Below are 21,797 nucleotides of genomic sequence, written 5' to 3'. Positions count from 1 at the left end.
CGGATGGAGCGCTCGCGCGGATGCACGCTTTTTCAATGATGTCGGACGGCTTTTTTCTGTCCTTGTCGCTATGCCTCGATATCGGTCTCGTCAACGTCGCGATTATTTCGCTGACGCTGTCGCACGGCTTCCGGCCGGGCTTCTGGCTCGGCCTCGGCTCGTGCGTCGGCGATCTCATTTACGCGGCGCTCGCGCTCGCGGGCATGGCTGCGCTGCTGCAGTTCGAATCGGTGCGCTGGGTCGTGTGGATCGGCGGCGCGGCGATCCTGCTGTTTCTCACCTGGAAGATGGCGCGTGAAGCGATGTTCCCGGCCACGGCACCCGCTGTTGCCGGCGAAGGCGACGCTACTGCGCATCAGTCGCCATGGCGCGGCTTCCTGCGCGGCGTGCTGCTCGCGGTGTCGTCGCCTTCGGCGATCCTGTGGTTCGCGGCGGTCGGCGGCGCGCTGATCGCGAAAGCCGGCGCAACGAGCCCGACGACCGCGCTGATCTTCCTCGGCGGCTTCTTTCTCGGCGGCCTGTGCTGGACACTTTTTATCTGCGGGCTCGGCAGCCACGGACGCAAGCGCGCGGGCGCCGGTCTGCTGCGGGCGTGTCACGTTCTGTCGGCGCTGCTGTTCGCCTATTTCTCGTACAGCGTGATCGTCAACGGGTATCGCGACCTGATCGTACAAAGCACTGCACAAGTAGCAAGCTGAAGCGGTTCACGCATAAGAAAGCGGCTCGCATCGGCGAGCCGTTTCTTCATGCGGCTCGACGTGAGTCGCTCATGCGAGGTACTGCGCGAGCTTCGGCAAATCGACGTTGCCGCCGCTCACCACCACGCCGACGCGCTTGCCCTTCACCGGCACGATGCCATTCAGCACCGCCGCCGCCGCGAGGCAACCGGTCGGTTCGACGACGATCTTCATGCGCTGCGCGAAAAAGCGCATCGTCTCGATCAGTTGCGCATCGCTGACCGTTTCGATTCGCGCGACCAGCCGACGGATGACCGCGAACGTGTAATGGCCCAGATGCGTCGAGGCCGCGCCATCGGCGATCGTGCGCGGGGTATCGATATGCACGATCTCGCCGCGCGCGAGCGACTGCTGGCCGTCGTTGCCCGCTTCGGGCTCGATGCCGATCACCGTGCAAGCAGGGCTCAGCGCGGCCGCCGACAACGCGCTGCCGCTGATCAACCCACCGCCTCCAAGGCACACGAACAACAAGTCGAGCGGGCCGGTTTCGTCGATCAGTTCTTTGACCGCGGTACCCTGCCCGGCAATCACGTGCGGATGATCGTACGGCGGAATCAGCGTCATGCCACGCTCCTCGGCCAGGCGCCGGCCGATCTCCTCGCGATTTTCCTTGTAGCGATCGTACGTGATCACTTCGCCGCCGTAGCCTTTGGTCGCGGCGACCTTGGCCTCGGGCGCGTCGTGGGGCATCACGATCGTCGCGCGAATGCCGGCGAGGCGCGCCGACAACGCGATGGCCTGCGCGTGATTGCCCGACGAATAGGTCAGCACTCCGGCCTTGCGCTGCTCTGCGTCGAAATGCGAAATCGCGTTGTACGCGCCGCGGAACTTGAACGCGCCCATGCGCTGGAAGTTTTCGCACTTGAAGAACACCGACGCGCCGGTGCGCTCGTCGAACGTGCTCGACGTCAGAACGGGGGTACGGTGCGCGACGCCTTCGAGACGCGTGGCGGCGTCGAGGACGTCATCGAAGGTGGGAGCGGGAAGCGCTTGCATCGGCGAAACTCTCCTGGAGCGATGGCGAAGCAGCCATTCTCCCAGCTTCATCCACGCTTTGGAACAGTGCTCGCGCGAGCGCGCGACACCTGCGAGGAAACACGGCGGAAAGCAAAACCAGCGATACAAATGGAAGCGGCGTAACCCGGCACAAGCCGGTGTTACGCCGTCGAGGTTCCCGCGCGCGTCACACGCGCCCGCGCTTCTTAATGACGATAGTACGGGTGCCCGTACCAGCCGCGATAGTAGCCACGGTAGCCGTGGTAGTAGCCACGATAATAAGGATGGCCATAGCCGTAATAGCCTCCGACCACTACTGGAGCGGGGGCGACGACAACCGGCGGCGCATACACCGGCGGAGGCGGCGGCGCGTAATAGACGGGCGGCGGCGCCGCGTACACCGGATAGGCCGGCGCGATCGGCACCCCAAGGCCGATACCAACGGAAACACCTGCCTCCGCAGCCCCGGCAAGTCCCAAGCCGAGTGCGGCTGCAACGACGAATGGAACGATCTTTTTCACTTCTATTCTCCTAGCGCGGCCTGCCAAGGTCGCCGACTGCGCATGCCTCGCATGCTGTGGACTCAATGTATCTAAAAAGCCCCGGCCGAACTGTTCGCATTTGTTGCAAATTGCAAGGGCAAGCCGAAGCGTTTTGCCGGGCGCCGCACGTGCGCGCCCACGCCCCGCCGCGGCGACAGCCAAAGGAGCCGTGAATCAAGGGGTTGCACGCGAGCGACGGGCCGCGGGTGATAGGTCTGATCGAACGCGAGGGGCTAGAGTTCGCGCATCGGTAAACTTTAATTACAAATTCGCTTCAATCCTGACAGCCGGGAGGAATTTCCCAATAAAAAATGCCCGGCTCAATGGCTCGAGCCGGGCACTTTCTCACCTGCGAAGACCGCGCGACTAGCCGACCTTCACGTACACGAATTCGCGGGACACATTGGGCGGCACGTACGCGCCGCTGATCCGCACGCGCGGCGTCAGGCGCTTTTTCTGATCCCACCAGCGACGGCGCTGGGCGTGCGTCAGGAACCGCAAGTGTTTTCGGTAAGAAAAAATACTCATCGCTACCCCTCCCGATTTTCTGACTACGAACGAAGTACGAAAATACGACCGTCAAAACCGGCTCATCGACCACTGTTCCTGTCACTACGATTGTGAGCAGTTTTCACACCCGTGGGCGTCGCGCCGCCCGATGACCAACCGGTGGCGCCATATCGCCCGCAAACTCATCCGACGACAGCTGTCGAGCCGCGCAAGGGGCAGGATCGCGCCCGCGCTTTGCGGATGCGAGATACTGCTGCTTTCCCATTCACACGATCCGTCTGGAGCAGGTGACCATGTCCCAGTCTTCCTTGCCGCGCGTCGGCTTCATCGGCGCGGGCCGGCTTGCGCGCTGTCTCGCGCTCGCGTTCGCGCGCGCCGGCTACCCGGTCACCGCGGTGGCGAGCCGCTCGGCCGATTCCGCGCGCCGGCTCGCCGCCCAGATCGCACACTGCATGGCCTCTGACGACCCGCAACAAGTCGTCGACGCGGCCGATATCGTTTTTTTAGCCGTTCCCGACGACAGCATCGGTACGACAGCGCACACACTCCGCTTTGGCGGCGATGCGGCAAGCCACCCCGGCAAGGCGCTCGTGCACTGCAGCGGCGCGTCGCCGGTCGAATTGCTGGCGCCGGCGCGCGATCAGGGTGCGGCGATCGGCGGCTTTCATCCGCTGTATCTATTTAGCGGCGAGCTCGCGGATCTCGAGCGGATCGACGGCTGTTCGGTGACGATCGAAGCCGACGGCGAACTGAAGGAGACACTGACCGCGCTCGCGCTCGCGCTGCGCTGCCATCCGCTGTCGATTCCGCCGGGCGGCCGCATGCTGTATCACGCCGCCGCGCACTACGCGGCGAGCTTTGCGCTTTGCAGCCTCGCCGAATGCGTCGCGTTGTGGCGCACGCTCGGCTTCGCCGAGGACGATGCGCTGCGCGCGCTTCTGCCGATGCTCGCCGGCACGATCGAAACGGCGCGCGACAAGGGCCTGCCGAACGCGCTCGCGGGGCCGGTATCGCGCGGCGACGCAGGTGTCGTCGAGAAGCAGCTGGCGCTGCTCGAAAGCTTCGACGGCGACCATGCCGCGCTCTACGGTCTGCTGACGCGCCGCGCGGTCAACCTCGCCCGACGGCGTGCCGCGCCGCCCGCGACGATTGAAGCGATCTCCGAAGCTGTGGAAGAATCGCTGGGCCGCTCGCTGAATCAGGCGGCAGCAGGTGCAAGCGTCAAGTAAGCCGTGATAATGTGACGTCCGGCGCCCCGGGCGAAGCAGATGCGAACCACGCGACGACCCGCGCCGCGCCTCGGGATCAACAGACGAGAACGCACAATGATCAAGGTCAGCATCCTCTACCCGTACCGGGAAAATGGCCGCTTCGACATGGACTACTACTGCGCGACCCATATGCCGCTCGCGGCGAAGCTGTTCGGGCCGGCGCTGAAAGGCTGGTCGGTCGACGCGGGCCTGAACGCCGGGCCGCCCGGCACGCCGCCTCCTTACGTGGCCGCGGGTCACTTCCTGTTCGACAGCGCGGACGATTTCTATGAAGTGTTCAAGCCCGCGTCCGAGCAACTATTGGCGGATATCCCGAACTACACGGACGGCGGCAATGGCACGATCCTGATCAGCGAGGTCCGGACTTCCGTGTGATGCCGGACAGACAACCACCGGCAGGCGGTGCGCAATGGCGTCGAACCTCCGGTTGGCTAACCAGGTAAATCCAGAAAACCGCCGGCGCGCACCGATCTTGCGACGCCGGCAGCCCGCGGCCCGCCGATGGCCGTTATCAGAAGCATAAGGACCCGAGATGTTTGGCGATATCGCCCGTTTTCTGCTCAATACCATTTTCACGCTGTTCGGCGCCGCGCTGCTGTTACGCGCGTGGCTGCAGGTCGTGCGCCTGCCGCCGTACAACCCGGTCTCGAACGCCGTGCTGCAGGCGACCAACTGGATCGTGCTGCCGCTGCGGCACATTCTGCCGAGCACGCGCAGGATCGACTGGGCGAGCGTGGCCGCGACGCTGATCGCCGCGATTATCTACGTCGTGCTGATGATCGTGATGACCGGCGCCGATCCGCTGACGCTCGTGCCGACGCTGCTGATCGTCGCGGTGCTGACCGCGATCAAGTGGGCGCTCAATCTGGTCATCTGGATGACGATCCTGATGGCGCTGCTGTCGTGGCTCAATCCGCGCTCGCCGGCGATGCCGATTCTGTATCAGCTGACGGCGCCGTTTCTGAATCCGCTGCGCCGCGTGCTGCCGAAATTCGGCGGTATCGATCTGTCGCCGATCCTGCTGTTCGTGATCGTGCAGGTGCTGCAGATGGTCGTCACGCGCGCGGCGGTTCAGCTGACTTATTTTGTGATCTGAGCTGATCGCGCTCGAGACGCCGCCGCTTGCGACTGCATGCGGCGGCGTTTTCGTGTCTGCTGATCGCCGTGGCGGCTTCGACCGCCTCAGGCGGTCAATTTCCGGATCGCCAGGCTCGGTCGCGAGCCGTGGATCAGAACGTACTCCAGTCACTCTGCGCTGCCGGGGTCGCCGCCACGCGCTCGCGCGCAGGCAAGGCCGCCGCGGCCTGAGGCAACGCCGGCTGGTCGACACGCACGCGCGCCGACGCTTGAGTGGGCGCCGGCTTTGGCAAGGCCGCCGCAAAGGCCCGGCTCTCCGCCGTCCGGAACACCGACACCGTCTGCTTCATCTTGCGCGCCTGCGCTTCGAGCGATTGCGCAGCCGCCGCGGCCTGTTCGACGAGGGCCGCGTTCTGCTGCGTGGTCTCGTCCATCTGCGTGACGGCCTGGCCGACTTGGTGAATGCTGCGGTTCTGCTCTTCGGAGGCCGTCGCTATCTCGCCGACGATATTCGACACGCGATGAATCGCGTCCTTGATATCCGCCATCGTCGTGCTGACTTCGGCCGCCTGTTGCGTGCCGCCCTCGATGATCGCGACCGACGTCGTGATCATCTCCTTGATCTCCTTCGCCGCGCTGGCCGAGCGCTGCGCGAGGTTACGCACCTCGCTCGCGACCACCGCGAAACCGCGCCCCTGCTCGCCCGCGCGCGCCGCCTCGACCGCCGCGTTCAACGCAAGAATATTCGTCTGGAACGCGATGCCTTCGATCACGCCGGTAATCTCCGAGATCTTCGTCGAGCTGCCGCTGATCTCGCCGATCGTGCGCACCATGCCCTCGACCGCCGTGTTGCCGGTGTTGACGACCTGTGCGGCCTGAGTCGCGAGCGCGCTCGCGTTTCGTGCGTTGTCGCTGTTGCGGCCGACGGTCTGCGTCAACTCCGACATGCTCGCCGCGGTCTGTTCGAGCGAAGCGGCCTGCTCTTCGGTGCGCGCGGACAGATCGATGTTGCCGCTCGCGATCTGCTGCGAAGCGATGCTGACCGACTCGGCGCTTTCGCGGATCGAGCCGATCGTCGACGCGAGACGCTCCTGCATGTGCGCGACCGCGCGCAGGATGCTGCGCTCATCGGCCGCGCCGGTGTTCAGGCGCTGGCTCAAGTCGCCGCCCGCGATCTGCTCGACGACCTTCGCGACTTCGGCCGGTTCGCCGCCGATCTGCCGCACGACCGCCCGCGTCACCAGCAGCCCCAAGCCGATCGCAATCGCGACGCCGACGAGCGCGCAGCTCGCGATCCACCAAGTCACCGAGCGAACCATGTCGACGCCGTTCGCGACGCGCTGTCTGGCCAACTCATCCCGGACGTCCGACAGCTTGATCATCAATGTGCGCAGCTTGACGTGCAGCGGGTCGGTGGTCGATTTGAGCTCGGCGAGCGCGCCGGTCTGATCGCCCTGGTCGGCCAGCGCCATCACCTTCGAGACCGAGCTCATATAGGCCGGATAGGCGGCGTCGAAGTCGCTCAGCAATTGCTTTTGCGCGTCGGTGGTCGCGTGCTTGCGCTCGTAGTCGAACGCGGCCAGGATCGCCGCTTCACCGCCGTGATTCAGGCGCACCGTATCGGCGCGACCCGCCGGCTCCGGATTCAGGATGTACGAATAGAGGCGGCGGAAGTGCGAGGCCGCCTGCCACGCGGCGGTGCCGTCGTCGCGCACCGGCACGAATTCGCGGTCGTACATTTCGGTTTGCATCGTCGCGACTTCGCGCACCTTCAGAACACCGACCGTGCCGACGATGGCCGTCACCAACGCGCACAGCATCAACGAGCCGACAAGCTTGTGGCTCAGTTTCAGATTGGAAAACCACTGCATCTTGGGAAAGTCTCTTGAACAGGATGGGGAGCGCCGGGGGCGTGCCGGCTTGCGGGTGTGCAAGCGCACGGTGTTGGGCAGCACACGGGTTAACGGCAGGCGCAGACGCCATCTGAAGACGCGCGCTGTTCTGGCCGTCAACGCGAACAGGCGGGCGGGCTGTTCGTGCGCGCGAACCATACCCCTGCCCAAACCGCCCAAAAGCCTGTAAAATCGCGAGTTCCGCGGGCGTCGTATAATGGTAATACCCTAGCTTCCCAAGCTAGAGCCGTGGGTTCGATTCCCATCGCCCGCTCCACTTTCCTGCTGACTATTCAGCGGAAGCTAGCAAGAGCCGCCTCCCTGAAGGCGGCTTTTTTGTAGTGGCAACGGCCCGGCACAGCGCGCAAGCCGCGCAGCCCTCACCCTTGCAGCAGCATCGACGATGATCCACGATCCAAACGACTCCGGTCTCCCGAACGACTCCCCGACTCCCACGAGCGCAGCAGACCAGTCCACCCGCGACGAGACGAACGACTTCGACGGCACGCCCGGTGCGACACCGGCAGACACGCTTCATCACCGCCGCATCCGCAGCTTCGTCACGCGCGCGGGTCGCGTGTCGACCGGCCAGCGCCGCGCGCTCGATGAGTTCGGCCCGCGCTTCGTCGTGCCCTACGCGCCGCAGCAGCCCGACTGGACCGGCGTGTTCGGCCGCGAAGCGCCGCGCGTGCTGGAGATCGGCTTCGGCATGGGCGCCACCACCGCGGAGATCGCCGCACAGCGTCCCGGCGACGACTTCCTCGGCGTCGAAGTCCACGAGCCCGGCGTCGGCGCGCTGCTGAAGCTGATCGGCGAGCAGTCGCTGACGAACATCCGCATCATCCAGCACGACGCGGTCGAAGTGCTCGAACACATGATCGCGCCCGACAGCCTGGACGGCGTGCACATCTTCTTCCCCGATCCGTGGCACAAGGCGCGCCACCACAAACGCCGGCTGATCCAGCCGAAGTTCGTCGCGCTGCTCGTGTCGCGTCTGAAGCCGGGTGCGTATCTGCATTGCGCGACCGACTGGCAGAACTACGCCGAACAGATGCTCGAAGTGCTCGGTGCCAATCCGCTGCTCGAAAACACCGCCGACACCTACGCACCGCGGCCCGACTATCGTCCGGTGACGAAGTTCGAGCGGCGCGGCCTGCGGCTCGGCCACGGCGTGTGGGACCTGGTATTCCGCAAGCGCGCCGCCGCGTAACGCGACGAAACGGCAAGCCAACGAAAAAAGGTCCGCATTCGCGGACTTTTTTTCATCGCACGGCCAGCCTCAATCGGCCCAGCTCAACCCGCCGCTATAACCGATCAGCAGGATCAGCAGACCGAAGCCGATCCGATACCACGCGAACACCGTGAAGTCGTGCGACGCGACGTAGCGCAGCAGCCAGCGAATGCAAATGAACGCACTGACGAACGCAGCCGCGAAGCCGAGCGCGAAGCTGCCGAGCGCGTCGGTGGTAAGCAGATGCCAGTCCTTGTACAACTCGTAGGCGGTCGCGCCGAAGATGATCGGGATCGCGAGAAAGAAGGAAAACTCGGTCGCGGCGCGGCGCTCGATGCCGAACAGCATGCCGCCGATGATCGTCGAGCCCGAGCGCGAGGTCCCCGGAATCAGCGCGAAGCACTGCGCGAGGCCGACTTTCAGCGCATCGAGCGGGCTCAGGTCGTCGATGCTGCGCACTCGCACCGCCGCGTCGCCGCGCGCACGTTGACGCGCCTCCGCCCACAGGATCACAACGCCGCCCGCAACCAGCGCGAACGCCACCGGCACCGGCGCGAACAGCGCCTCCTTGATCGACTTTTCGAACAGCAGGCCCAGCACGACCGCCGGAATCGTCGCGATGATGACGTTCAGCGCGAAGCGGCGCGCTTCGGGCCGGTCCGGCAGACCCACGATCACGTTGCCGATGCGACGGCGAAACTCCCAGCACACCGCGAGAATCGCGCCGAGCTGGATCACGACATCGAAGGTCTTCGCGTGCTCGTCGGAGAAATCGATAAGACTGCCGACGACGATCAGATGCCCGGTGCTCGACACCGGCAGGAACTCCGTCAAACCCTCGATCACGCCGAGAATCAGCGCTTTGCAAGCCAGTAGCCAGTCCATCCGTGCCCCTTATCGCAGTTGGTTGTCGCAACGAAATGGGCCGGCACGGTCATGACTGGCACGCGCGGCCCTCGTGGCCGCGCGTGCGCGTCATCTTTCGACGATCTGCACGCGTATGCCGTTTGTAAGGATGGTGATTGTACCGGGTTCGTAATGGACGCCGGCAAATTGCAGTTGCTCGGGCTTGAACGTGTAGATCGGATAGTTGGTCAGCAATTGGGTCGCGAGCAGCGCCGCAGCCGCGTTGATCTGCTGCGTGTACATCTGCGCCTGGCCGTTCACGCTGACGTTATCGACACTCGGCGACTTGAGGATTACCGAACGGCTCGCCGCGTCGTAGGCAAGTTCGCTCGACAGCGTGAACACGCCATCGACCGGCTCTTGCAGGAACGGGCTGGCGAAACGCGCGTCGAGCTTCACCTGCACGCGGTTCGCATCGGGCAGCATGCCCACCACCGGATTGCTCAGCGCGACGTCGAACACCTGCGACACCGTGCGCTGATACGGGAATTTGCGCTGCACGGCCTCCTGTACCTGCTTCTGCGAGAACGTGTATTGCGACGGCATGAACGGAAACGTCGGGCTCGCGCAAGCCGCGAGCGACACGGTGATGCCAAGCACGCTGCAGCCGGTCAGCGCGGCGCGCAGAAAGCGGCGCCGGGCCGGCGCTGCGGGTCGAGTCATGCGAAATCTCCTGTGGAAGCCCTTGCGGACATCGGCTTGCGTTGGCTTTGAGGTGGGTGATGGCGCTTATCGCGTGCCGCGCATCATGGATGCGATGCCGGTTGCGTTTGCACTTCGAGTTGCGTGAGCCATGCGAGCGCTTCACCGCGATTCGCGCCGCACATCTCCTGTTGCGGCTGCAGACCCGAGCAGCATGCGGGCCGCTCCGGCCGGCCGAAGATCGCGCAGCGCAGATCGTCGCCGAGTTGCACGCAGCGAACGCCCGCCGGCTTGCCGTTGGGCATGCCCGGAATCGGACTCGAAATCGACGGCGCGATACAGCACGCGCCGCAATCTGGACGGCACGCGTGATCGTCCACTCGTGCGCTCTTCAACCTTTGATCCACGTCATCTTTCCTGAACTCAAATCTTGGCAACGCGTTGCCAGACCCGCATTGTGCCACTGCCTGTCTCTGCGACCTTTTTACACAAACGGAGCCCGCAGGCGCGCATTCAAACTGAAAACTCCCGAATGGCCTTGCACACGCGATACGCCGCGAGAGCCGCCCACCGTCCGATACCGCTCATGTCCCTAGCCGACACCCTGTTCCGCCCCGACCTGCTCGCGCGCTACAGCGCGAATGGTCCCCGGTATACGTCCTATCCGACCGCGCCGCAGTTCCGCGAATCGTTCGACACCGCCGACTACCGCCGCGCCGCCGCCGATCCGGGTTCCGCGTCGACCGATCTGTCGCTGTACTTCCATATTCCGTTTTGCGACACCGTGTGCTTCTACTGCGGCTGCAACAAGGTCGTGACAAAAAACCGCGCGCACGCGCGGCCGTACCTCGAACGGCTCAAACGCGAAATCGGCTTGCAGGCTGCGTGTTTCGATACCCAGCGGCCCGTGTCGCAACTGCATTGGGGCGGCGGCACGCCGACGTTTTTGTCGCATGACGAGATGACGGAATTGATGGCCGCAACGCGCGAGCACTTCAATCTGCTGCCCGACGATCAAGCCGAATATTCGATCGAGGTCGATCCGCGCGAGGCGTCGCCCGACACGATCGCGCTGCTGCGCCATCTCGGCTTCAACCGGCTGAGCCTCGGCGTGCAGGACTTCGATCCGCGCGTGCAGCAGGCGATCAATCGCATCCAGCCGTTCGAGATGACCGCGTCGGTGATGCAAGCGGCGCGCGCGCACGGTTTTCATTCGATCGGCGTCGATCTGATTTACGGCCTGCCGCATCAAACGGTCGCGAGCTTCAGCCGCACGCTCGACGCGATCCTCGAACTCGCGCCGGACCGGCTGTCGGTGTTCGCGTACGCGCACATGCCGCAGCTCTTCAAGATGCAGCGCCAGATGGATGCCGCGACGCTGCCGTCGAGCGAGGCGCGGCTCGCGCTGCTGCAACGGGTGGTCGAGCGCCTGACGCAGGCGGGTTATGTGTACATCGGCATGGATCACTTCGCGCTGCCCACCGACGAGCTCGCGCGCGCGCAGGCACAGCGCACGCTGCATCGCAATTTCCAGGGCTATAGCACGCGGGCCGAGTGCGATCTGATCGGCTTCGGCGCCTCGTCGATCGGCAAGGTCGGCGACGTGTACGCGCAGAACGCGCGACAGCTGCCCGCCTACACCGACGCGATCGACGCAAGCCGGCTCGCGATCGCGCGCGGCATCCGCCTGTCCGCCGACGACCGTCTGCGGCGCGACGTGATCACGCAACTGATGTGCAACCTCGAACTGCGTTTCGACGAATTCGAGGCGGCGTACGGCATCCACTTCGCCGACGCGTTCGCGCCGGAGCTCGCGCGTCTGCGTGCATTCGAGGACCACGGGCTGATCTCGCTCGGCACGCGCAAGCTCGAAGTGCGGATGGCTGGTCGCATGCTCGTACGCAATCTCGCGATGGTATTCGACCGCTATCTCGGCGAGCAGACGCTCACACGGTTCTCGCGCACGGTCTGAGGACCCCTCGTTGCGAACGCACTGTGGCGGGTGAAGGCAATCGGCTTGCCCGTCGACCGATTTTCGGCCATAATCTGCGTCTTCCTCGCGCGCTGAACTTCTGATGCGCGCTGCAGTATCTGCCCAGGTGGTGAAATTGGTAGACGCAGGGGACTCAAAATCCCCCGCCGCAAGGCGTGCCGGTTCGATTCCGGCCCTGGGCACCACAAGCTGTTCCGGCGAGAGCCGATAAATTCCGAAAAACCCCGCAAGATCAAGGCCTTGCGGGGTTTTTTATTCCCCAGCGATCGGTTTCGATTCGTCGACGGCCGGTGGTATCTGGTGGTATTTTTGGTATCTGGCTCGTTTCTGGTCTTTCCAGAGGGAGCTACCACCATGTCGCTGACCGATGTGCAGGTTAGGAACGCACGCTACAACGCCGAGGGAACCGGCAATCGTCTCGCGGACAGCGGTCGCATATATCTCCAGCTCGACAAGTCCGGCGCGAAATACTGGCGGATGAACTATCGGTTCGCCGGGAGAGGATAAAACGCTCGCGCTCGGCGTCTATCCGGACGTGTCGCTCGCAGTGGCGCGGAAGAAACGAGACGATGCCCGCGAAAAGTTGGCGGCGGGATTGGACCCAAGTAACGTCAAGCGCCTTGAAAAACGAGCCGCCAGGCTTGCAGCGGCTAACTCTTTCGAGGCAGTCGCGCGCGGCTGGATGGATGAGCGCAAGAGCGGCGTCGAGCTCGCCCAGCATGTGAAAACCCTCGCCCGTATGGAAAACGATGTGTTCCCGTGGCTTGGCAAACGTCCAATCACAGAGATCGATGCGCCCGACATTCTGGTCGTTCTGAAGCGCGTTGATAGCCGCGGCGCCCGCTTCACGTCTCATCGTGTGCGCAGCGAAATCAGCAGAGTATTCCGGTACGGTATCAAAGAGGGACATTGCAAGGCCAACCCCGCACGGGATCTGGTCGGCGCCATTCCACCGGCACAAACGACCCACTTCGCTTCGATCACCGAACCGACCAGGGTCGGCGAAATGCTGCGCGCGTTCGACGGGTTCGCCGGCACCTTCCCTGTCCTCTGCGCGCTCAGACTTGCGCCGCTACTTTTTGTTCGGCCCGGAGCGCTTCGTCAGGCCGAATGGCCCCAATTCGATCTGGACAAAGGCGAATGGCGCTACCACGTCACCAAGACTGGGACTGAGCATCCGGTGCCGCTTTCCAGGCAGTCGGTCGGCATTCTGCGTGAACTGCACGCGCTCACCGATGCCGGCCGCTATGTGTTCCCTGGCGCGCGCGATCGCAAGCGGCCGATGAGCGAAGCTACGATCAATGCGGCACTTCGTAGATTGGGCTACAACACACGCACGGAGATCACCGGGCACGGCTTTCGCGCGATGGCACGCACGAATCTGCACGAGGAACTCGAACAGAAGCCGGAAGGGATCGAACATCAACTCGCTCACACGGTAGCGGACAGCCTCGGCACAGCCTATAACCGCACGAAGCAGAAATGGGCCGACTATCTGGATCGGCTGCGGTCGGGCGCGGAGGTCATTCGTATTGGAAGCGGGAAAGCGGCGACTTAACGAGCGCCCAGTGACACTTCAGGCGTGCCAATAGGTGCGCATTGGTGATGACCTCGCTCCGCTGAGTCAACTTTCAAATGGTCGAAGCAATCTGATTTACGGCAACCCTCTCTATTGCTCTCGCGTTCAAAGATTGACCGTATCCGGTCTAATGGGGAAACTGAACGCGTCCTGAACGATCATCGATCCGGGTGTGATGTCGCCGGGTTCTGTCTTAGTTCGCGACCGCGTACCGGATTGATGACCGGACCTCCTCGGGTCTGAACGGGTGACAAGCGGGTTTGCTTTGTCTGGTGACTGCTGCGAGCCGCGTATCCGGCGAGTGTGCGGTCGTCGTTTCGTCGTATCCTGGAGCGCGTAGCGAAGCGCAGTGGCCGTTAAATCCATACCTGCCTCCTTCGCCTAATAACGTCGATAGTACCGGGAGAGACAGTCGCTTTCGTCGCCGGATGCAAACGCGAGTCGATCTCGACGGGTTTGCGCTTTCGGCCGAACCTGTCCGCAATTTAGTGTGCGAGACGGTTTTCGGAGTGGTCCGCGTGCGTGCGTGAAGCGCTCGCCAAAAGAATAGCAATTTAGTTCATGGCGGATGGCCAGTCGAATGCGGCTCGCACGGACTTGGCCATCACATCACGAAGCGGCAGCCACAGCAGCTTGATTGCCGCCTTGTTCGCTGGCTGCGGCGTAAATCGGGCGCAGCGCGGTGGCAACCGCCTTACGGTCCTTGTAGCTGGTGGCCGCATCGCTTCGCCTGCAAAACAGGCCGCTTGGTGAAACAGTTACAAGATAAGTATTGACGCTGGTCCATCCGGCGGGTACTGTTCACTCCGAAGTTCAAGAAGTTCGATTGCTGTTCATCAATTCCTCGCTCCTCCGCGGTATTCGTTGTCCTCTCCCTCCTTGAAGCTTCACGCGCTCTTTAATGGAGCAAACTTTCGCATTTTTTTCTCAAGGATTCTGTATGGATACCGGCACCGTTAAGTGGTTCAACGACAGCAAAGGCTTTGGCTTCATCACCCCAGACAAGGGCGGCGACGACCTGTTTGCTCACTTCTCCGAAATCAGGGGCGACGGTTTCAAGACGCTGGCTGAAAATCAGAAGGTGAGCTTCGAAACGAAGCAAGGCCCGAAGGGGCTGCAAGCGGCTAATATCAAGCCGCTGTAAAGTTCAAGAGCCCGGCCTCCCGCAACGGACGCCGGGTTGCAGCGACACCCTCGCGGAGCTTCGTCTCCCTCGGCTGGAGCAATCGCGCCTGATTGGCATCTGCTTATTGAGCAGTTTGCCAAGAGCGTCATACGCCTTCTTGCACCTCAATCTCCCCTCAGGCTTCGACGCCATTTTTCACTGTTCGACTGCTTCAGAAGTCGGCTCGAATGGCTTTGAATCAGCGCGCCCGTGCACTTTTCGCACGGCATGTGCGCACTCAAATATCATTAAAATTAAAATGCAAAACAGACGAATTCAACATTACAACGGCTATGCCGTCCAATCCTCGGCGCATCGTTTGTCCGACGGTAGCTTCTCATCTAACTTGCTGCTCGAACGCATCGATAGCGCGCGAGCCGAAGGCCGCTACCGGTTCTATTCGCTCGACTACTTCAAAAGTGAAGAGCAGGCCTTGCAGCACTCAACCCAATGGGCACTCAACTGGATCGATACGCGCGGTTAAAGACGACGCCACGGTTCAAAACACCCAGCGCATCTGAGTCACCAGGGGGTGCAACAAAACCCGCCCAAACATCACGCAGGATCCCGAACTGTGCATCACCGGCACGCATGGCTGACAACACTTCTGGCCCCGCCGGTAGTGGCAGGGCACATGACGTCTTCGGCTACAATGCGGGGCTAGTGCGCTTCGCACAGCACCTAAAACACGCGGGTTGGTTGGTCGCGACACTTCCTTTAATTGATAGTCCAGTGAGCAAGCGATAGCAGCGGTCGCTGGACTGCACGCCCCGACTCGCATCCGGCCGGCATTGCGAGCCGCAGTGTCTGACCGGTCGGCCTCGCGTACCTAATTCTCGGCCGGGCCACGCGGTGCCTATGACTTCCAGGACGCAAGGGCTGCCCAGCGATTTCATGCCTTCCACTTCCGCGCGAGCGTATATCCAACAACGCTCGCGGCCTCTTCCTCAATGCGGCATCTGAGCCCATGTCACGCCAATTGATCAGGAGCCTTTGAATGGCCAAAGAAGAACTGCTGGAACTCGACGGTATCGTCGACGAAGTGCTACCAGACAGCCGCTACCGAGTCACGCTCGACAATGGCGTGGTGGTAGGGGCGTACGCGTCCGGTCGGATTCGCAAGAATCATATTCGCATCCTTGCAGGCGATCGGGTAACGCTTGAACTCTCGGTGTACGACCTGACGAAAGGCCGAATCAATTTTCGGCATAAGGATGAACGGAGCGGCGGCGCAACGCAAAGAGCCGCATTTCGTCGTCGTTGATAGCGCGATATGCGACTGTCGGCTGTGTCCCGTTCCTGTTCCACGACGCTGCGTGCACATCCGCATCACCATTCGCAATTGCTTGCGGATCTCAACCAAGGAAAAAAAATTGACTACCGTAATTCTGAAACCCGACGAGCCCGTGGAAGTTGCATTGCGCCGTTTCCGTCGCGCGATCGAGCGCACAGGCCTGATTCCGGAACTTCGTGTCCGGACAGCCTATGAAAAACCTACCGCAGAACGCAAACGCAAAAAGGCTGCTGCAGTGGCACGCCTGCGCAAGCAGATCAAACGGTCGTTGCCGCCGAAAAAGCGGTACTGACCGGGAACTGCCGGGCGGCCATGCTGAGGCGGCCGTCTATGCGGACTGTGCGTGGCATCTCCCTGGCAGGCAGGGCCACTGGCACGGGCCCCCTCAAAAGGCGGGTCAATGTGAACACGGCCGCGTGCTACGGTTGCTCACGGTTATCGTGCCGCACCGAATTGCTGTGGCTGGAGCACTCAGGCCGCTTCCCAGATAGTGCGTTCAGATCCGTCACCGTCAATCAGCATTTCGGCGTAGGCCACCGACGCGCGCCTTGCGTCGCCGGCACTCTCGAAAGGCCGCTTGCCGGGCACACGGAATAAGCGGCTTCGGGGGCTGCCCGTCACGGCATCCGGGTCGCTGATGCGAATCGAAGCATCGAATCCTTCCTCGTAATTGTGACCATATCCCGGTTGAGTCGTGCAATGCGGATACACGAGCAGGGAAATATCGAAACCTCGATAGTGGCGAGTGGTTGTCATCAAGTAACTCCTTTGGACCGCAGCACGCAGCCGGTTTTTTTATCGTTCTACAGATCTGACTGAAGGCGATATACCAACCGCCAGACGAGCCGCACCGACGGCGGCGAAGTGACCGGAAGGAAGTTTGTCGGCTGGATATCCGGTACACGAGCTTCGAGTCTCATATCGGCAAGGGCTCGCTCAGGCGGCATTCCGTTTTCGTTTGCTCGATAGCGCCGCGCTGCCCCGAGTCCACGAAGCATGGTCACTGCCATGCCTAACCTCGCATTCGCTAGCCCATGGCGGACAGCCACCGTCATTTGTGTGACGAAGCCGGTATCCGGGGCCTGCCTCATTGCGTGTGGCCCCCGACCGTCGCTGCGGTGGCGCCCTGAAGAAACTGCTACGTATGCGTGAACGTGGAGCGAGGCTGATAGCTGTCGTCAGGTCGTCGAAATCAACGTGATAACGGTGCGGACAGTCACCTGCTTTGAAAACCTTGAGTTTCAACATACGCGCCACAGTACCTTCGGTCAATGCAATTCTGGTAACAGTCTCGGCCGCCCGACGCTGTCCGTTCCACGGTATAGTGGGTCCGCCCCTAGGGAGTGAGTCCTCCCCTAGGGAGTGAGCACCATGCCGACACACCCGTTTCTTCTCTACAAGGGGTACGAACTTCATCCCTTCGTATTTCCCCGCACTTTCAGTCGGTCGCTTTGACGGACATTCCCGTTACGCCGAAGGTTATGACATTGCGGTGCGGATATGTCGTCCGGCGGTGACAGCAACCCCCGCCGCAAGCCGGGTCTTCAGGCTCAACCAGCCGCATGCGCTCTCCGACTTCGGTACGGCAAGGCGAGCCGCCCGGCAGCAGGGAAAGGACATCGTCGACGGAAAGGTGAGTGGCGCTTCGGTCATCGACATATGAAAACGCTGCTGAAGCGCGGCCCTAACTGATGTGCCCAGGCGACGGGTCGCTCTTTGCCTGGTCTCCGATCTAACTGTCGTTGCATCAGAAAGGTGGCCAGTGGCTGAGAGCAATCTTCTGCATGCCACGTGCTGGCCGTCGGCCGCGCGTCCGGAACGCTGACCGACATTTCCTGCGCCGCGAGGCAATCCTTCTGTCGCGAGCGTTCGCGAGAGCCTGACGCGGGCTCCGCTCAATTAGCACTCCATGCACACGGACATGCGGGTGTGCGCATCAGTTCGCATGCCTGAATGAATGTCAGGTCGAATTGGCCGCCGCCCCCTGACTGGGCCAGCGCGTAGTCCTTGTCGACGGGAAGCTCGTCCGCTGGCACGTGCACCCGTCGGTCGCCTCCCTGCGCGTATCGATCCATCAATCGGAGCGCTCGACAATGGCGTGGTCGTGGGTGCGTACGCGTGAGCCAGATGCGTCGTTTCGCGGTGGTTGAACAGTTGAGGTGGAGACTTCCTGACTCGCATGTCGAAATGGCGCATTGTGCGTCGCTACCTGACGAGCCCGAGAAGAGAAGCAGTCGGATGCGGATCATCGGACTACCACAGTCCACCGGCACTACGGTCATAAGTACCGACCTGACTTGCACGTTCCCCCGTGCTTTTCCGACGGCGCCCAAAGCACGGGTTCTTCTGTACAAATCTATCAATCGGCGTAGCATGAGATCTGCGCTCGACCTGCAGCCGTTCCCGGCATCCTGATAGTTGCTTCCCTCCGCGGAACGGGACTTTCCCGCTTTCACCCATGACCACTCGACGTGGCCGAACGTGTGAAGCGCTGCCGATGCAACGGCTCACATCTCTACGCTTTCTCTCCTGCGCCGTACGGTGATGCGGCCTTCAAGGTGCCTCATGACAACGCGGTCCCGTCTCTACCGCGGGCTGGACCTTCACCCGCTTGTCGTGGACAGCGCGCCATTGCACACATTGGAGTTTGATATGCAAAGGAATGACCTGCTGAAATGGATCCGGTGCAATGGCTCGGGCATCGTCGACCAGTTTCTGCCGCCCGGCGCGGAGGCGGAACTGGATAGCGTCATCCGTGACTGTCGTCACGAGGTCAATTCAGACGCGTTTCTGATGTTCGTGTCGATTCGTGCGTTGCTGCGTGAACACGGCATGACAAGCTGCGAGTCGGATTACGAGGCCGGACAGATCATGGCCAGGCTTAGCATCTGAGTCTCGCTTTTCGACGCCCCTATGCGACAGCGCAATCGGGCGACAACCCTGAAGGAACCCCTATGCGCTTCAATTCCACTTTGATCGTTGTCGACCCGACACCGCGTAGGGCCGACGGGGAGTACATGGCTCACGCGCGCATCAGCGGCAGCCGTGCGGACGGCACCGGGTACGAGATTCACTCGAGCGGCGATCTGGCCGGCTTTGACGCACGCGAGGACGCGATAGCCTATGCGAAGAACTGGGCGCAGGACTGGCTGGAGGCGCGCTTCGGCTGACAGACGCTACCATTCGATGAATGTATCGCAGTCGTCAGCTCGCGACAGCGGGCCTTTTCAACTGCTTCATCGGTTGATCGCTTAGCGAGTTCGTCAAATCAACCAACCGCTCAGGATGGGCAGGAGCACTGGGAGGATAAACGCCGACATAGTGCCGTTCATCGCCATGCCCAGTCCCGAGTAGGCGCCTGCTTCTTCGCTGATCTGAAACGCCCTGGCAGTACCTATGCCGTGGGAAGCAACACCCATTGCAAAGCCGCGCACGTCGTCACGCCGCACACCAACGGTATCCAGGACCACGTTGCTCAGCGTCGCACCGGTAATGCCGGTCAGGATGACGATCGCCGCGGTGAGCGAGGGCAAACCACCGATTTTTGCTGAGATCAGCATTGCTACGGCCGTAGTGACCGACTTCGGAGCGACCGACGCGACCGTCACAAACGGACAATGTAGCCAGACACATATCGCAATCGCAGAGGCAACAGCCGTGGCCGAGCCCGCGATCAGCCCGCCAAGCAGCGGCACAAGCGCGCGTCTGAGCCTGGGCGTCTGATGGTGTAGCGGAATAGCCAATGCAATGACCGACGGGCCCAGTAGAAAGTGAATCAGTTTCGCGCCCGCGAAATATGCGCTGTAGGAGGTGCCTGTCAAATACAGTATCGCGATCATGAGCAACACGGAGATCGCTACCGGGTTGGCCAGGGGATTCTTCCGCGCCAGAGTGTGAAGGCGGCAGGCAACGATGTAGACGCCGACGGTTGCCGTGAGCGCCGGCACAGGCGACGCGCCCACGATCGCATTGACAGACACGGGCAGTTCACCGATTGACATGGCCCCTCCTCCTTGCGGCGGCAGAATCTGCCTAACAGGCTGTTGAATTTGGATCCCGTGTAAACGGGGTTTGAAGGACGGGCGTTATGGATATCGTGTTCATGATCTTTGGCAGCGGATGCGATGCGCGGAATGGACGAGATGCAGGAACCCCTGTTCACGACGGTCAAGCTCGAGGACTTCGTCCCGGCAGATCACCCGTTGCGACCGATCCGGTTGCTGGTGAATGATGCGTTGAAACGGCTCAACGGGCTGTTCAGCGTCATCTACGCGGACACCGGTCGTGCCTCGATTGCGCCTGAGAAGCTGATGCGGGCGCTGCTGTTGCAGGTGTTCTACTCCGTACGCAGCGAGCGCATGCTGATGGAGCAGATGCGCTACAACCTGCTGTTCCGCTGGTTTGTCGGGCTGGCGATTGAGGACGCCGTGTGGGACCACTCGGTGTTCTCGAAGAACCGCGACCGGCTTCTGGAGCATGAAGTCGTGGAAGCGTTCTTCACCGAAGTCATGAGCACGGCGGACAAGCGGGGCTTGCTGTCGAGAGAGCATTTCTCGGTGGACGGCACGCTGATTCAGGCGTGGGCCAGTCACAAAAGCTTCCGCCGCAAGGACGGCCCGGACGATGGTCCGCCAGCCGGCGGTGGCCGCAACGCCGACACCGACTGGAAAGGCGAGCGACGTAGCAATGCCACGCACGAGTCGACTACTGATCCGGAGGCGCGATTGTTCAAGAAGAGCCACAAGAGCCCGGCCATCCTGTGCTACCACGGGCACATCCTGATGGAGAATCGCTCGGGGCTGGTGGTCGGCGCCGTGGTTAGTCACGCAGATGGTTTTGCCGAGCGGGCCAGCGCATTGCAATTGCTCGATTGCGTGCCAGGTACTCATGCGAAGACAGTTGGCGCCGACAAGGCGTATGACACCCGTGACTTCGTGAACGATTGCCGCGCTCGCAACGTGACACCGCATGTCGCGCGCAACGATGAGCGTTGGGGCGGCAGCGCCATCGACGGTCGCACTTCGCGGCATGCGGGCTACCGGACTAGCCAGATCATCCGCAAACGAATCGAAGAGCATTTCGGCTGGGGCAAAACCATCGGGCGGATCCGGCAGACGGTCTATCGCGGCCTCAAGCGCGTCGACCAGCACTTCAAGCTGACGATGGTTGCGAGCAATCTGACCCGCATGGCCCGAATGCCAGGGATGGTGCCGCGAGGAGCGACGCGATGAGCCGCCAATGCGCGAAGACTGCGCGCCAGACGAGCCGCATGCGTGCGCCTGCCCCGCGCAGATCGCGCGGTGAACCGTTAATTCAGCGCAATATCGCACGCGCAAGTCTCCTGAACATAGCTTCGGTCGTCATGACGGGGCGCTTTTCAACAGCCTGCTAAGCGCGTGGCGCCGTCGCAGCCTTGTGTTGTGATTGCTTTCTGTCGAGCCTCGTCAGCAACATGCCTGTCACTAGCGCAGCAATCGCCATCGAAAGAATCGTGCTGATAACGATGGCAAGGGCGAGTGCGGACAGTTGGCCTTTCAGCTGCGGCGCGAAGACCATGACGCCCACACCGGCGGGTACAAAAAACAGTGAAAGGTGATTCAACAGTCCGCGAGAGACCTGCTCGACGGCAGGCACGACAGAGGGTTTGGCCGAGAGCAGGCAAAGCAATAGCACCATGCCAAGCACGGGTCCGGGAACAGGAGCTCGCGTGACATAGGCGATCAACTCGCCGAGACACTGAAACCCAAGGAGGATTGCAAACGATCGCGCGACCCCACTATCTGGCGTCGACGCCTTTGGTGCAGCAGATACGCCGCTCTGCGTCGGTGCCGCCGGGCCGGTTTCTGTGCTCATGTCCATGGACTGTCCTCATTTTGCGGACCGTTCAGGGCCGAATCGAGCTGGTAGCTGTCGTACTATGTACAGCCATGACGCCCCGACGATCCAGAGGCACGTTACCCGG

The 21,797-nt window shown here is 62.3% G+C and carries 23 protein-coding genes, 2 tRNA genes and 3 pseudogenes; 17 read left to right on the top strand and 11 right to left on the bottom strand.

Annotation, left to right across the window (positions count from 1 at the left end; all coding sequences use genetic code 11):
* Positions 1-20: 20 nt before the first annotated feature.
* Complete coding sequence (locus G5S42_RS01965) at positions 21-698, top strand: LysE family translocator (protein ID WP_176105296.1); 678 nt, start codon at positions 21-23, stop codon at positions 696-698.
* Between the two features lie 69 nt (positions 699-767).
* On the opposite strand, the gene G5S42_RS01960 is transcribed toward G5S42_RS01965, so the two are convergent.
* From G5S42_RS01960 to G5S42_RS01950, 3 genes are all read right to left on the bottom strand, one after another.
* Positions 768-1,733: a threo-3-hydroxy-L-aspartate ammonia-lyase gene (locus G5S42_RS01960; RefSeq protein ID WP_176105295.1), complete on the bottom strand. Its 966-nt coding sequence runs from the start codon at positions 1,731-1,733 to the stop codon at positions 768-770.
* A gap of 206 nt (positions 1,734-1,939) precedes the next feature.
* A complete protein-coding gene (locus G5S42_RS01955; RefSeq protein ID WP_176105294.1) occupies positions 1,940-2,254 on the bottom strand; it encodes a hypothetical protein in 315 nt (104 codons plus the stop codon).
* 387 nt (positions 2,255-2,641) lie between these two features.
* Positions 2,642-2,803, bottom strand: coding sequence for a hypothetical protein (locus tag G5S42_RS01950; RefSeq protein ID WP_013090236.1), 162 nt, complete (start codon positions 2,801-2,803; stop codon positions 2,642-2,644).
* A 275-nt stretch (positions 2,804-3,078) separates the two neighbouring features.
* On the opposite strand from G5S42_RS01950, the gene G5S42_RS01945 reads away from it, so the two are divergent.
* The 3 genes from G5S42_RS01945 to G5S42_RS01935 all read left to right on the top strand — a co-directional run bounded on the left by G5S42_RS01945 (position 3,079) and on the right by G5S42_RS01935 (position 5,152).
* Positions 3,079-4,014 (top strand): Rossmann-like and DUF2520 domain-containing protein, encoded by a 936-nt coding sequence (locus tag G5S42_RS01945; protein ID WP_176105293.1) that lies wholly within the window; start codon positions 3,079-3,081, stop codon positions 4,012-4,014.
* A 96-nt stretch (positions 4,015-4,110) separates the two neighbouring features.
* Positions 4,111-4,431: an EthD family reductase gene (locus G5S42_RS01940; RefSeq protein WP_176105292.1), complete on the top strand. Its 321-nt coding sequence runs from the start codon at positions 4,111-4,113 to the stop codon at positions 4,429-4,431.
* A gap of 157 nt (positions 4,432-4,588) precedes the next feature.
* Positions 4,589-5,152: a YggT family protein gene (locus G5S42_RS01935; RefSeq protein WP_176105291.1), complete on the top strand. Its 564-nt coding sequence runs from the start codon at positions 4,589-4,591 to the stop codon at positions 5,150-5,152.
* A gap of 133 nt (positions 5,153-5,285) precedes the next feature.
* On the opposite strand, the gene G5S42_RS01930 is transcribed toward G5S42_RS01935, so the two are convergent.
* Positions 5,286-7,004: a methyl-accepting chemotaxis protein gene (locus tag G5S42_RS01930; protein WP_176105290.1), complete on the bottom strand. Its 1,719-nt coding sequence runs from the start codon at positions 7,002-7,004 to the stop codon at positions 5,286-5,288.
* 224 nt (positions 7,005-7,228) lie between these two features.
* Between G5S42_RS01930 and G5S42_RS01925 the strand changes: the two genes are divergently transcribed.
* A tRNA-Gly gene (locus G5S42_RS01925) sits at positions 7,229-7,302 on the top strand.
* Between the two features lie 126 nt (positions 7,303-7,428).
* Positions 7,429-8,235 (top strand): tRNA (guanosine(46)-N7)-methyltransferase TrmB, encoded by an 807-nt coding sequence (trmB, locus tag G5S42_RS01920; protein WP_176105289.1) that lies wholly within the window; start codon positions 7,429-7,431, stop codon positions 8,233-8,235.
* A gap of 69 nt (positions 8,236-8,304) precedes the next feature.
* Here trmB and G5S42_RS01915 read toward each other — a convergent pair whose 3' ends face one another.
* The 3 genes from G5S42_RS01915 to G5S42_RS01905 form a co-directional block, all read right to left on the bottom strand.
* Positions 8,305-9,141 (bottom strand): undecaprenyl-diphosphate phosphatase, encoded by an 837-nt coding sequence (locus G5S42_RS01915; RefSeq protein ID WP_176105288.1) that lies wholly within the window; start codon positions 9,139-9,141, stop codon positions 8,305-8,307.
* Positions 9,142-9,231: 90 nt separating this feature from the next.
* Positions 9,232-9,825, bottom strand: a complete 594-nt coding sequence (locus tag G5S42_RS01910) for a DUF1439 domain-containing protein (protein WP_176105287.1) — start codon at positions 9,823-9,825, stop codon at positions 9,232-9,234.
* An 83-nt stretch (positions 9,826-9,908) separates the two neighbouring features.
* Entirely contained in the window at positions 9,909-10,211 is a 303-nt protein-coding gene (locus G5S42_RS01905; RefSeq protein WP_176105286.1) for a YkgJ family cysteine cluster protein, read from the bottom strand.
* A 179-nt stretch (positions 10,212-10,390) separates the two neighbouring features.
* Here G5S42_RS01905 and hemN point away from each other — a divergent pair, with 179 nt between their 5' ends.
* The 3 genes and pseudogenes from hemN to G5S42_RS01890 all read left to right on the top strand — a co-directional run bounded on the left by hemN (position 10,391) and on the right by G5S42_RS01890 (position 13,355).
* Entirely contained in the window at positions 10,391-11,776 is a 1,386-nt protein-coding gene (hemN, locus tag G5S42_RS01900) for an oxygen-independent coproporphyrinogen III oxidase (RefSeq protein WP_176105285.1), read from the top strand.
* 121 nt (positions 11,777-11,897) lie between these two features.
* A tRNA-Leu gene (locus G5S42_RS01895) sits at positions 11,898-11,982 on the top strand.
* A gap of 169 nt (positions 11,983-12,151) precedes the next feature.
* Positions 12,152-13,355: pseudogene (locus G5S42_RS01890) on the top strand (tyrosine-type recombinase/integrase).
* 534 nt (positions 13,356-13,889) lie between these two features.
* On the opposite strand, the pseudogene G5S42_RS45660 reads toward G5S42_RS01890, so the two are convergent.
* A pseudogene (locus G5S42_RS45660) lies at positions 13,890-14,032 on the bottom strand (IS256 family transposase); the annotation flags it as partial.
* 284 nt (positions 14,033-14,316) lie between these two features.
* Here G5S42_RS45660 and G5S42_RS01885 point away from each other — a divergent pair.
* From G5S42_RS01885 to rpsU, 4 genes are all read left to right on the top strand, one after another.
* Entirely contained in the window at positions 14,317-14,520 is a 204-nt protein-coding gene (locus tag G5S42_RS01885) for a cold-shock protein (protein ID WP_008919208.1), read from the top strand.
* Positions 14,521-14,800: 280 nt separating this feature from the next.
* Positions 14,801-15,025, top strand: coding sequence for a hypothetical protein (locus G5S42_RS01880; RefSeq protein ID WP_152853742.1), 225 nt, complete (start codon positions 14,801-14,803; stop codon positions 15,023-15,025).
* A gap of 513 nt (positions 15,026-15,538) precedes the next feature.
* A complete protein-coding gene (gene infA, locus G5S42_RS01875; protein ID WP_129961077.1) occupies positions 15,539-15,805 on the top strand; it encodes a translation initiation factor IF-1 in 267 nt (88 codons plus the stop codon).
* A 109-nt stretch (positions 15,806-15,914) separates the two neighbouring features.
* Positions 15,915-16,127: a 30S ribosomal protein S21 gene (gene rpsU, locus G5S42_RS01870; protein WP_013090247.1), complete on the top strand. Its 213-nt coding sequence runs from the start codon at positions 15,915-15,917 to the stop codon at positions 16,125-16,127.
* A 179-nt stretch (positions 16,128-16,306) separates the two neighbouring features.
* On the opposite strand, the gene G5S42_RS01865 is transcribed toward rpsU, so the two are convergent.
* Entirely contained in the window at positions 16,307-16,591 is a 285-nt protein-coding gene (locus G5S42_RS01865; protein WP_176105284.1) for a hypothetical protein, read from the bottom strand.
* A gap of 615 nt (positions 16,592-17,206) precedes the next feature.
* Here G5S42_RS01865 and G5S42_RS44010 point away from each other — a divergent pair.
* The 3 genes and pseudogenes from G5S42_RS44010 to G5S42_RS01855 all read left to right on the top strand — a co-directional run bounded on the left by G5S42_RS44010 (position 17,207) and on the right by G5S42_RS01855 (position 19,005).
* Positions 17,207-17,498: pseudogene (locus tag G5S42_RS44010) on the top strand (hypothetical protein).
* 989 nt (positions 17,499-18,487) lie between these two features.
* The gene (locus tag G5S42_RS01860; RefSeq protein WP_013090251.1) at positions 18,488-18,727 is read left to right on the top strand and encodes a hypothetical protein; all 240 of its coding nucleotides are present in this window, start codon (positions 18,488-18,490) and stop codon (positions 18,725-18,727) included.
* A 62-nt stretch (positions 18,728-18,789) separates the two neighbouring features.
* Positions 18,790-19,005, top strand: coding sequence for a hypothetical protein (locus tag G5S42_RS01855; RefSeq protein WP_008919201.1), 216 nt, complete (start codon positions 18,790-18,792; stop codon positions 19,003-19,005).
* Positions 19,006-19,098: 93 nt separating this feature from the next.
* On the opposite strand, the gene G5S42_RS01850 is transcribed toward G5S42_RS01855, so the two are convergent.
* On the bottom strand, positions 19,099-19,836 hold the full coding sequence (locus tag G5S42_RS01850) for an LrgB family protein (RefSeq protein ID WP_176105283.1): 738 nt from the start codon (positions 19,834-19,836) through the stop codon (positions 19,099-19,101).
* A 123-nt stretch (positions 19,837-19,959) separates the two neighbouring features.
* Between G5S42_RS01850 and G5S42_RS01845 the strand changes: the two genes are divergently transcribed.
* Entirely contained in the window at positions 19,960-21,066 is a 1,107-nt protein-coding gene (locus G5S42_RS01845) for an IS5 family transposase (protein WP_376776857.1), read from the top strand.
* 157 nt (positions 21,067-21,223) lie between these two features.
* Here G5S42_RS01845 and G5S42_RS01840 read toward each other — a convergent pair whose 3' ends face one another.
* Positions 21,224-21,694 carry a CidA/LrgA family protein gene (locus G5S42_RS01840; protein WP_246391776.1) on the bottom strand — a complete coding sequence of 157 codons (471 nt, stop codon included), beginning with the start codon at positions 21,692-21,694 and terminating at the stop codon, positions 21,224-21,226.
* Positions 21,695-21,797 lie beyond the last annotated feature (103 nt).

It is taken from the genome of Paraburkholderia youngii (genome assembly GCF_013366925.1).
Taxonomy (GTDB): Bacteria; Pseudomonadota; Gammaproteobacteria; order Burkholderiales; family Burkholderiaceae; genus Paraburkholderia; species Paraburkholderia youngii.
The sequence above is the reverse complement of the archived record's forward strand: the minus strand, read 5'-3'. Positions and strand labels throughout refer to the sequence as shown.

Excerpts from the sequence above, each read along its gene's own strand:
- G5S42_RS01950 (WP_013090236.1), bottom strand. The coding sequence starts at position 2,803 with ATGAGTATTTTTTCTTACCGAAAACACTTGCGGTTCCTGACGCACGCC.
- G5S42_RS01855 (WP_008919201.1), top strand. The coding sequence starts at position 18,790 with ATGCGCTTCAATTCCACTTTGATCGTTGTCGACCCGACACCGCGTAGG.
- hemN (WP_176105285.1), top strand. The coding sequence starts at position 10,391 with ATGTCCCTAGCCGACACCCTGTTCCGCCCCGACCTGCTCGCGCGCTAC.
- G5S42_RS01860 (WP_013090251.1), top strand. The coding sequence starts at position 18,488 with ATGCAAAGGAATGACCTGCTGAAATGGATCCGGTGCAATGGCTCGGGC.
- G5S42_RS01850 (WP_176105283.1), bottom strand. The coding sequence starts at position 19,836 with ATGTCAATCGGTGAACTGCCCGTGTCTGTCAATGCGATCGTGGGCGCG.
- G5S42_RS01840 (WP_246391776.1), bottom strand. The coding sequence starts at position 21,694 with ATGGACATGAGCACAGAAACCGGCCCGGCGGCACCGACGCAGAGCGGC.
- G5S42_RS01940 (WP_176105292.1), top strand. The coding sequence starts at position 4,111 with ATGATCAAGGTCAGCATCCTCTACCCGTACCGGGAAAATGGCCGCTTC.
- G5S42_RS01880 (WP_152853742.1), top strand. The coding sequence starts at position 14,801 with ATGCAAAACAGACGAATTCAACATTACAACGGCTATGCCGTCCAATCC.
- G5S42_RS01915 (WP_176105288.1), bottom strand. The coding sequence starts at position 9,141 with ATGGACTGGCTACTGGCTTGCAAAGCGCTGATTCTCGGCGTGATCGAG.
- trmB (WP_176105289.1), top strand. The coding sequence starts at position 7,429 with ATGATCCACGATCCAAACGACTCCGGTCTCCCGAACGACTCCCCGACT.
- G5S42_RS01960 (WP_176105295.1), bottom strand. The coding sequence starts at position 1,733 with ATGCAAGCGCTTCCCGCTCCCACCTTCGATGACGTCCTCGACGCCGCC.
- G5S42_RS01945 (WP_176105293.1), top strand. The coding sequence starts at position 3,079 with ATGTCCCAGTCTTCCTTGCCGCGCGTCGGCTTCATCGGCGCGGGCCGG.
- G5S42_RS01885 (WP_008919208.1), top strand. The coding sequence starts at position 14,317 with ATGGATACCGGCACCGTTAAGTGGTTCAACGACAGCAAAGGCTTTGGC.
- G5S42_RS01910 (WP_176105287.1), bottom strand. The coding sequence starts at position 9,825 with ATGACTCGACCCGCAGCGCCGGCCCGGCGCCGCTTTCTGCGCGCCGCG.
- G5S42_RS01935 (WP_176105291.1), top strand. The coding sequence starts at position 4,589 with ATGTTTGGCGATATCGCCCGTTTTCTGCTCAATACCATTTTCACGCTG.
- G5S42_RS01845 (WP_376776857.1), top strand. The coding sequence starts at position 19,960 with ATGCGCGGAATGGACGAGATGCAGGAACCCCTGTTCACGACGGTCAAG.
- G5S42_RS01930 (WP_176105290.1), bottom strand. The coding sequence starts at position 7,004 with ATGCAGTGGTTTTCCAATCTGAAACTGAGCCACAAGCTTGTCGGCTCG.
- infA (WP_129961077.1), top strand. The coding sequence starts at position 15,539 with ATGGCCAAAGAAGAACTGCTGGAACTCGACGGTATCGTCGACGAAGTG.
- G5S42_RS01865 (WP_176105284.1), bottom strand. The coding sequence starts at position 16,591 with ATGACAACCACTCGCCACTATCGAGGTTTCGATATTTCCCTGCTCGTG.
- G5S42_RS01965 (WP_176105296.1), top strand. The coding sequence starts at position 21 with ATGCACGCTTTTTCAATGATGTCGGACGGCTTTTTTCTGTCCTTGTCG.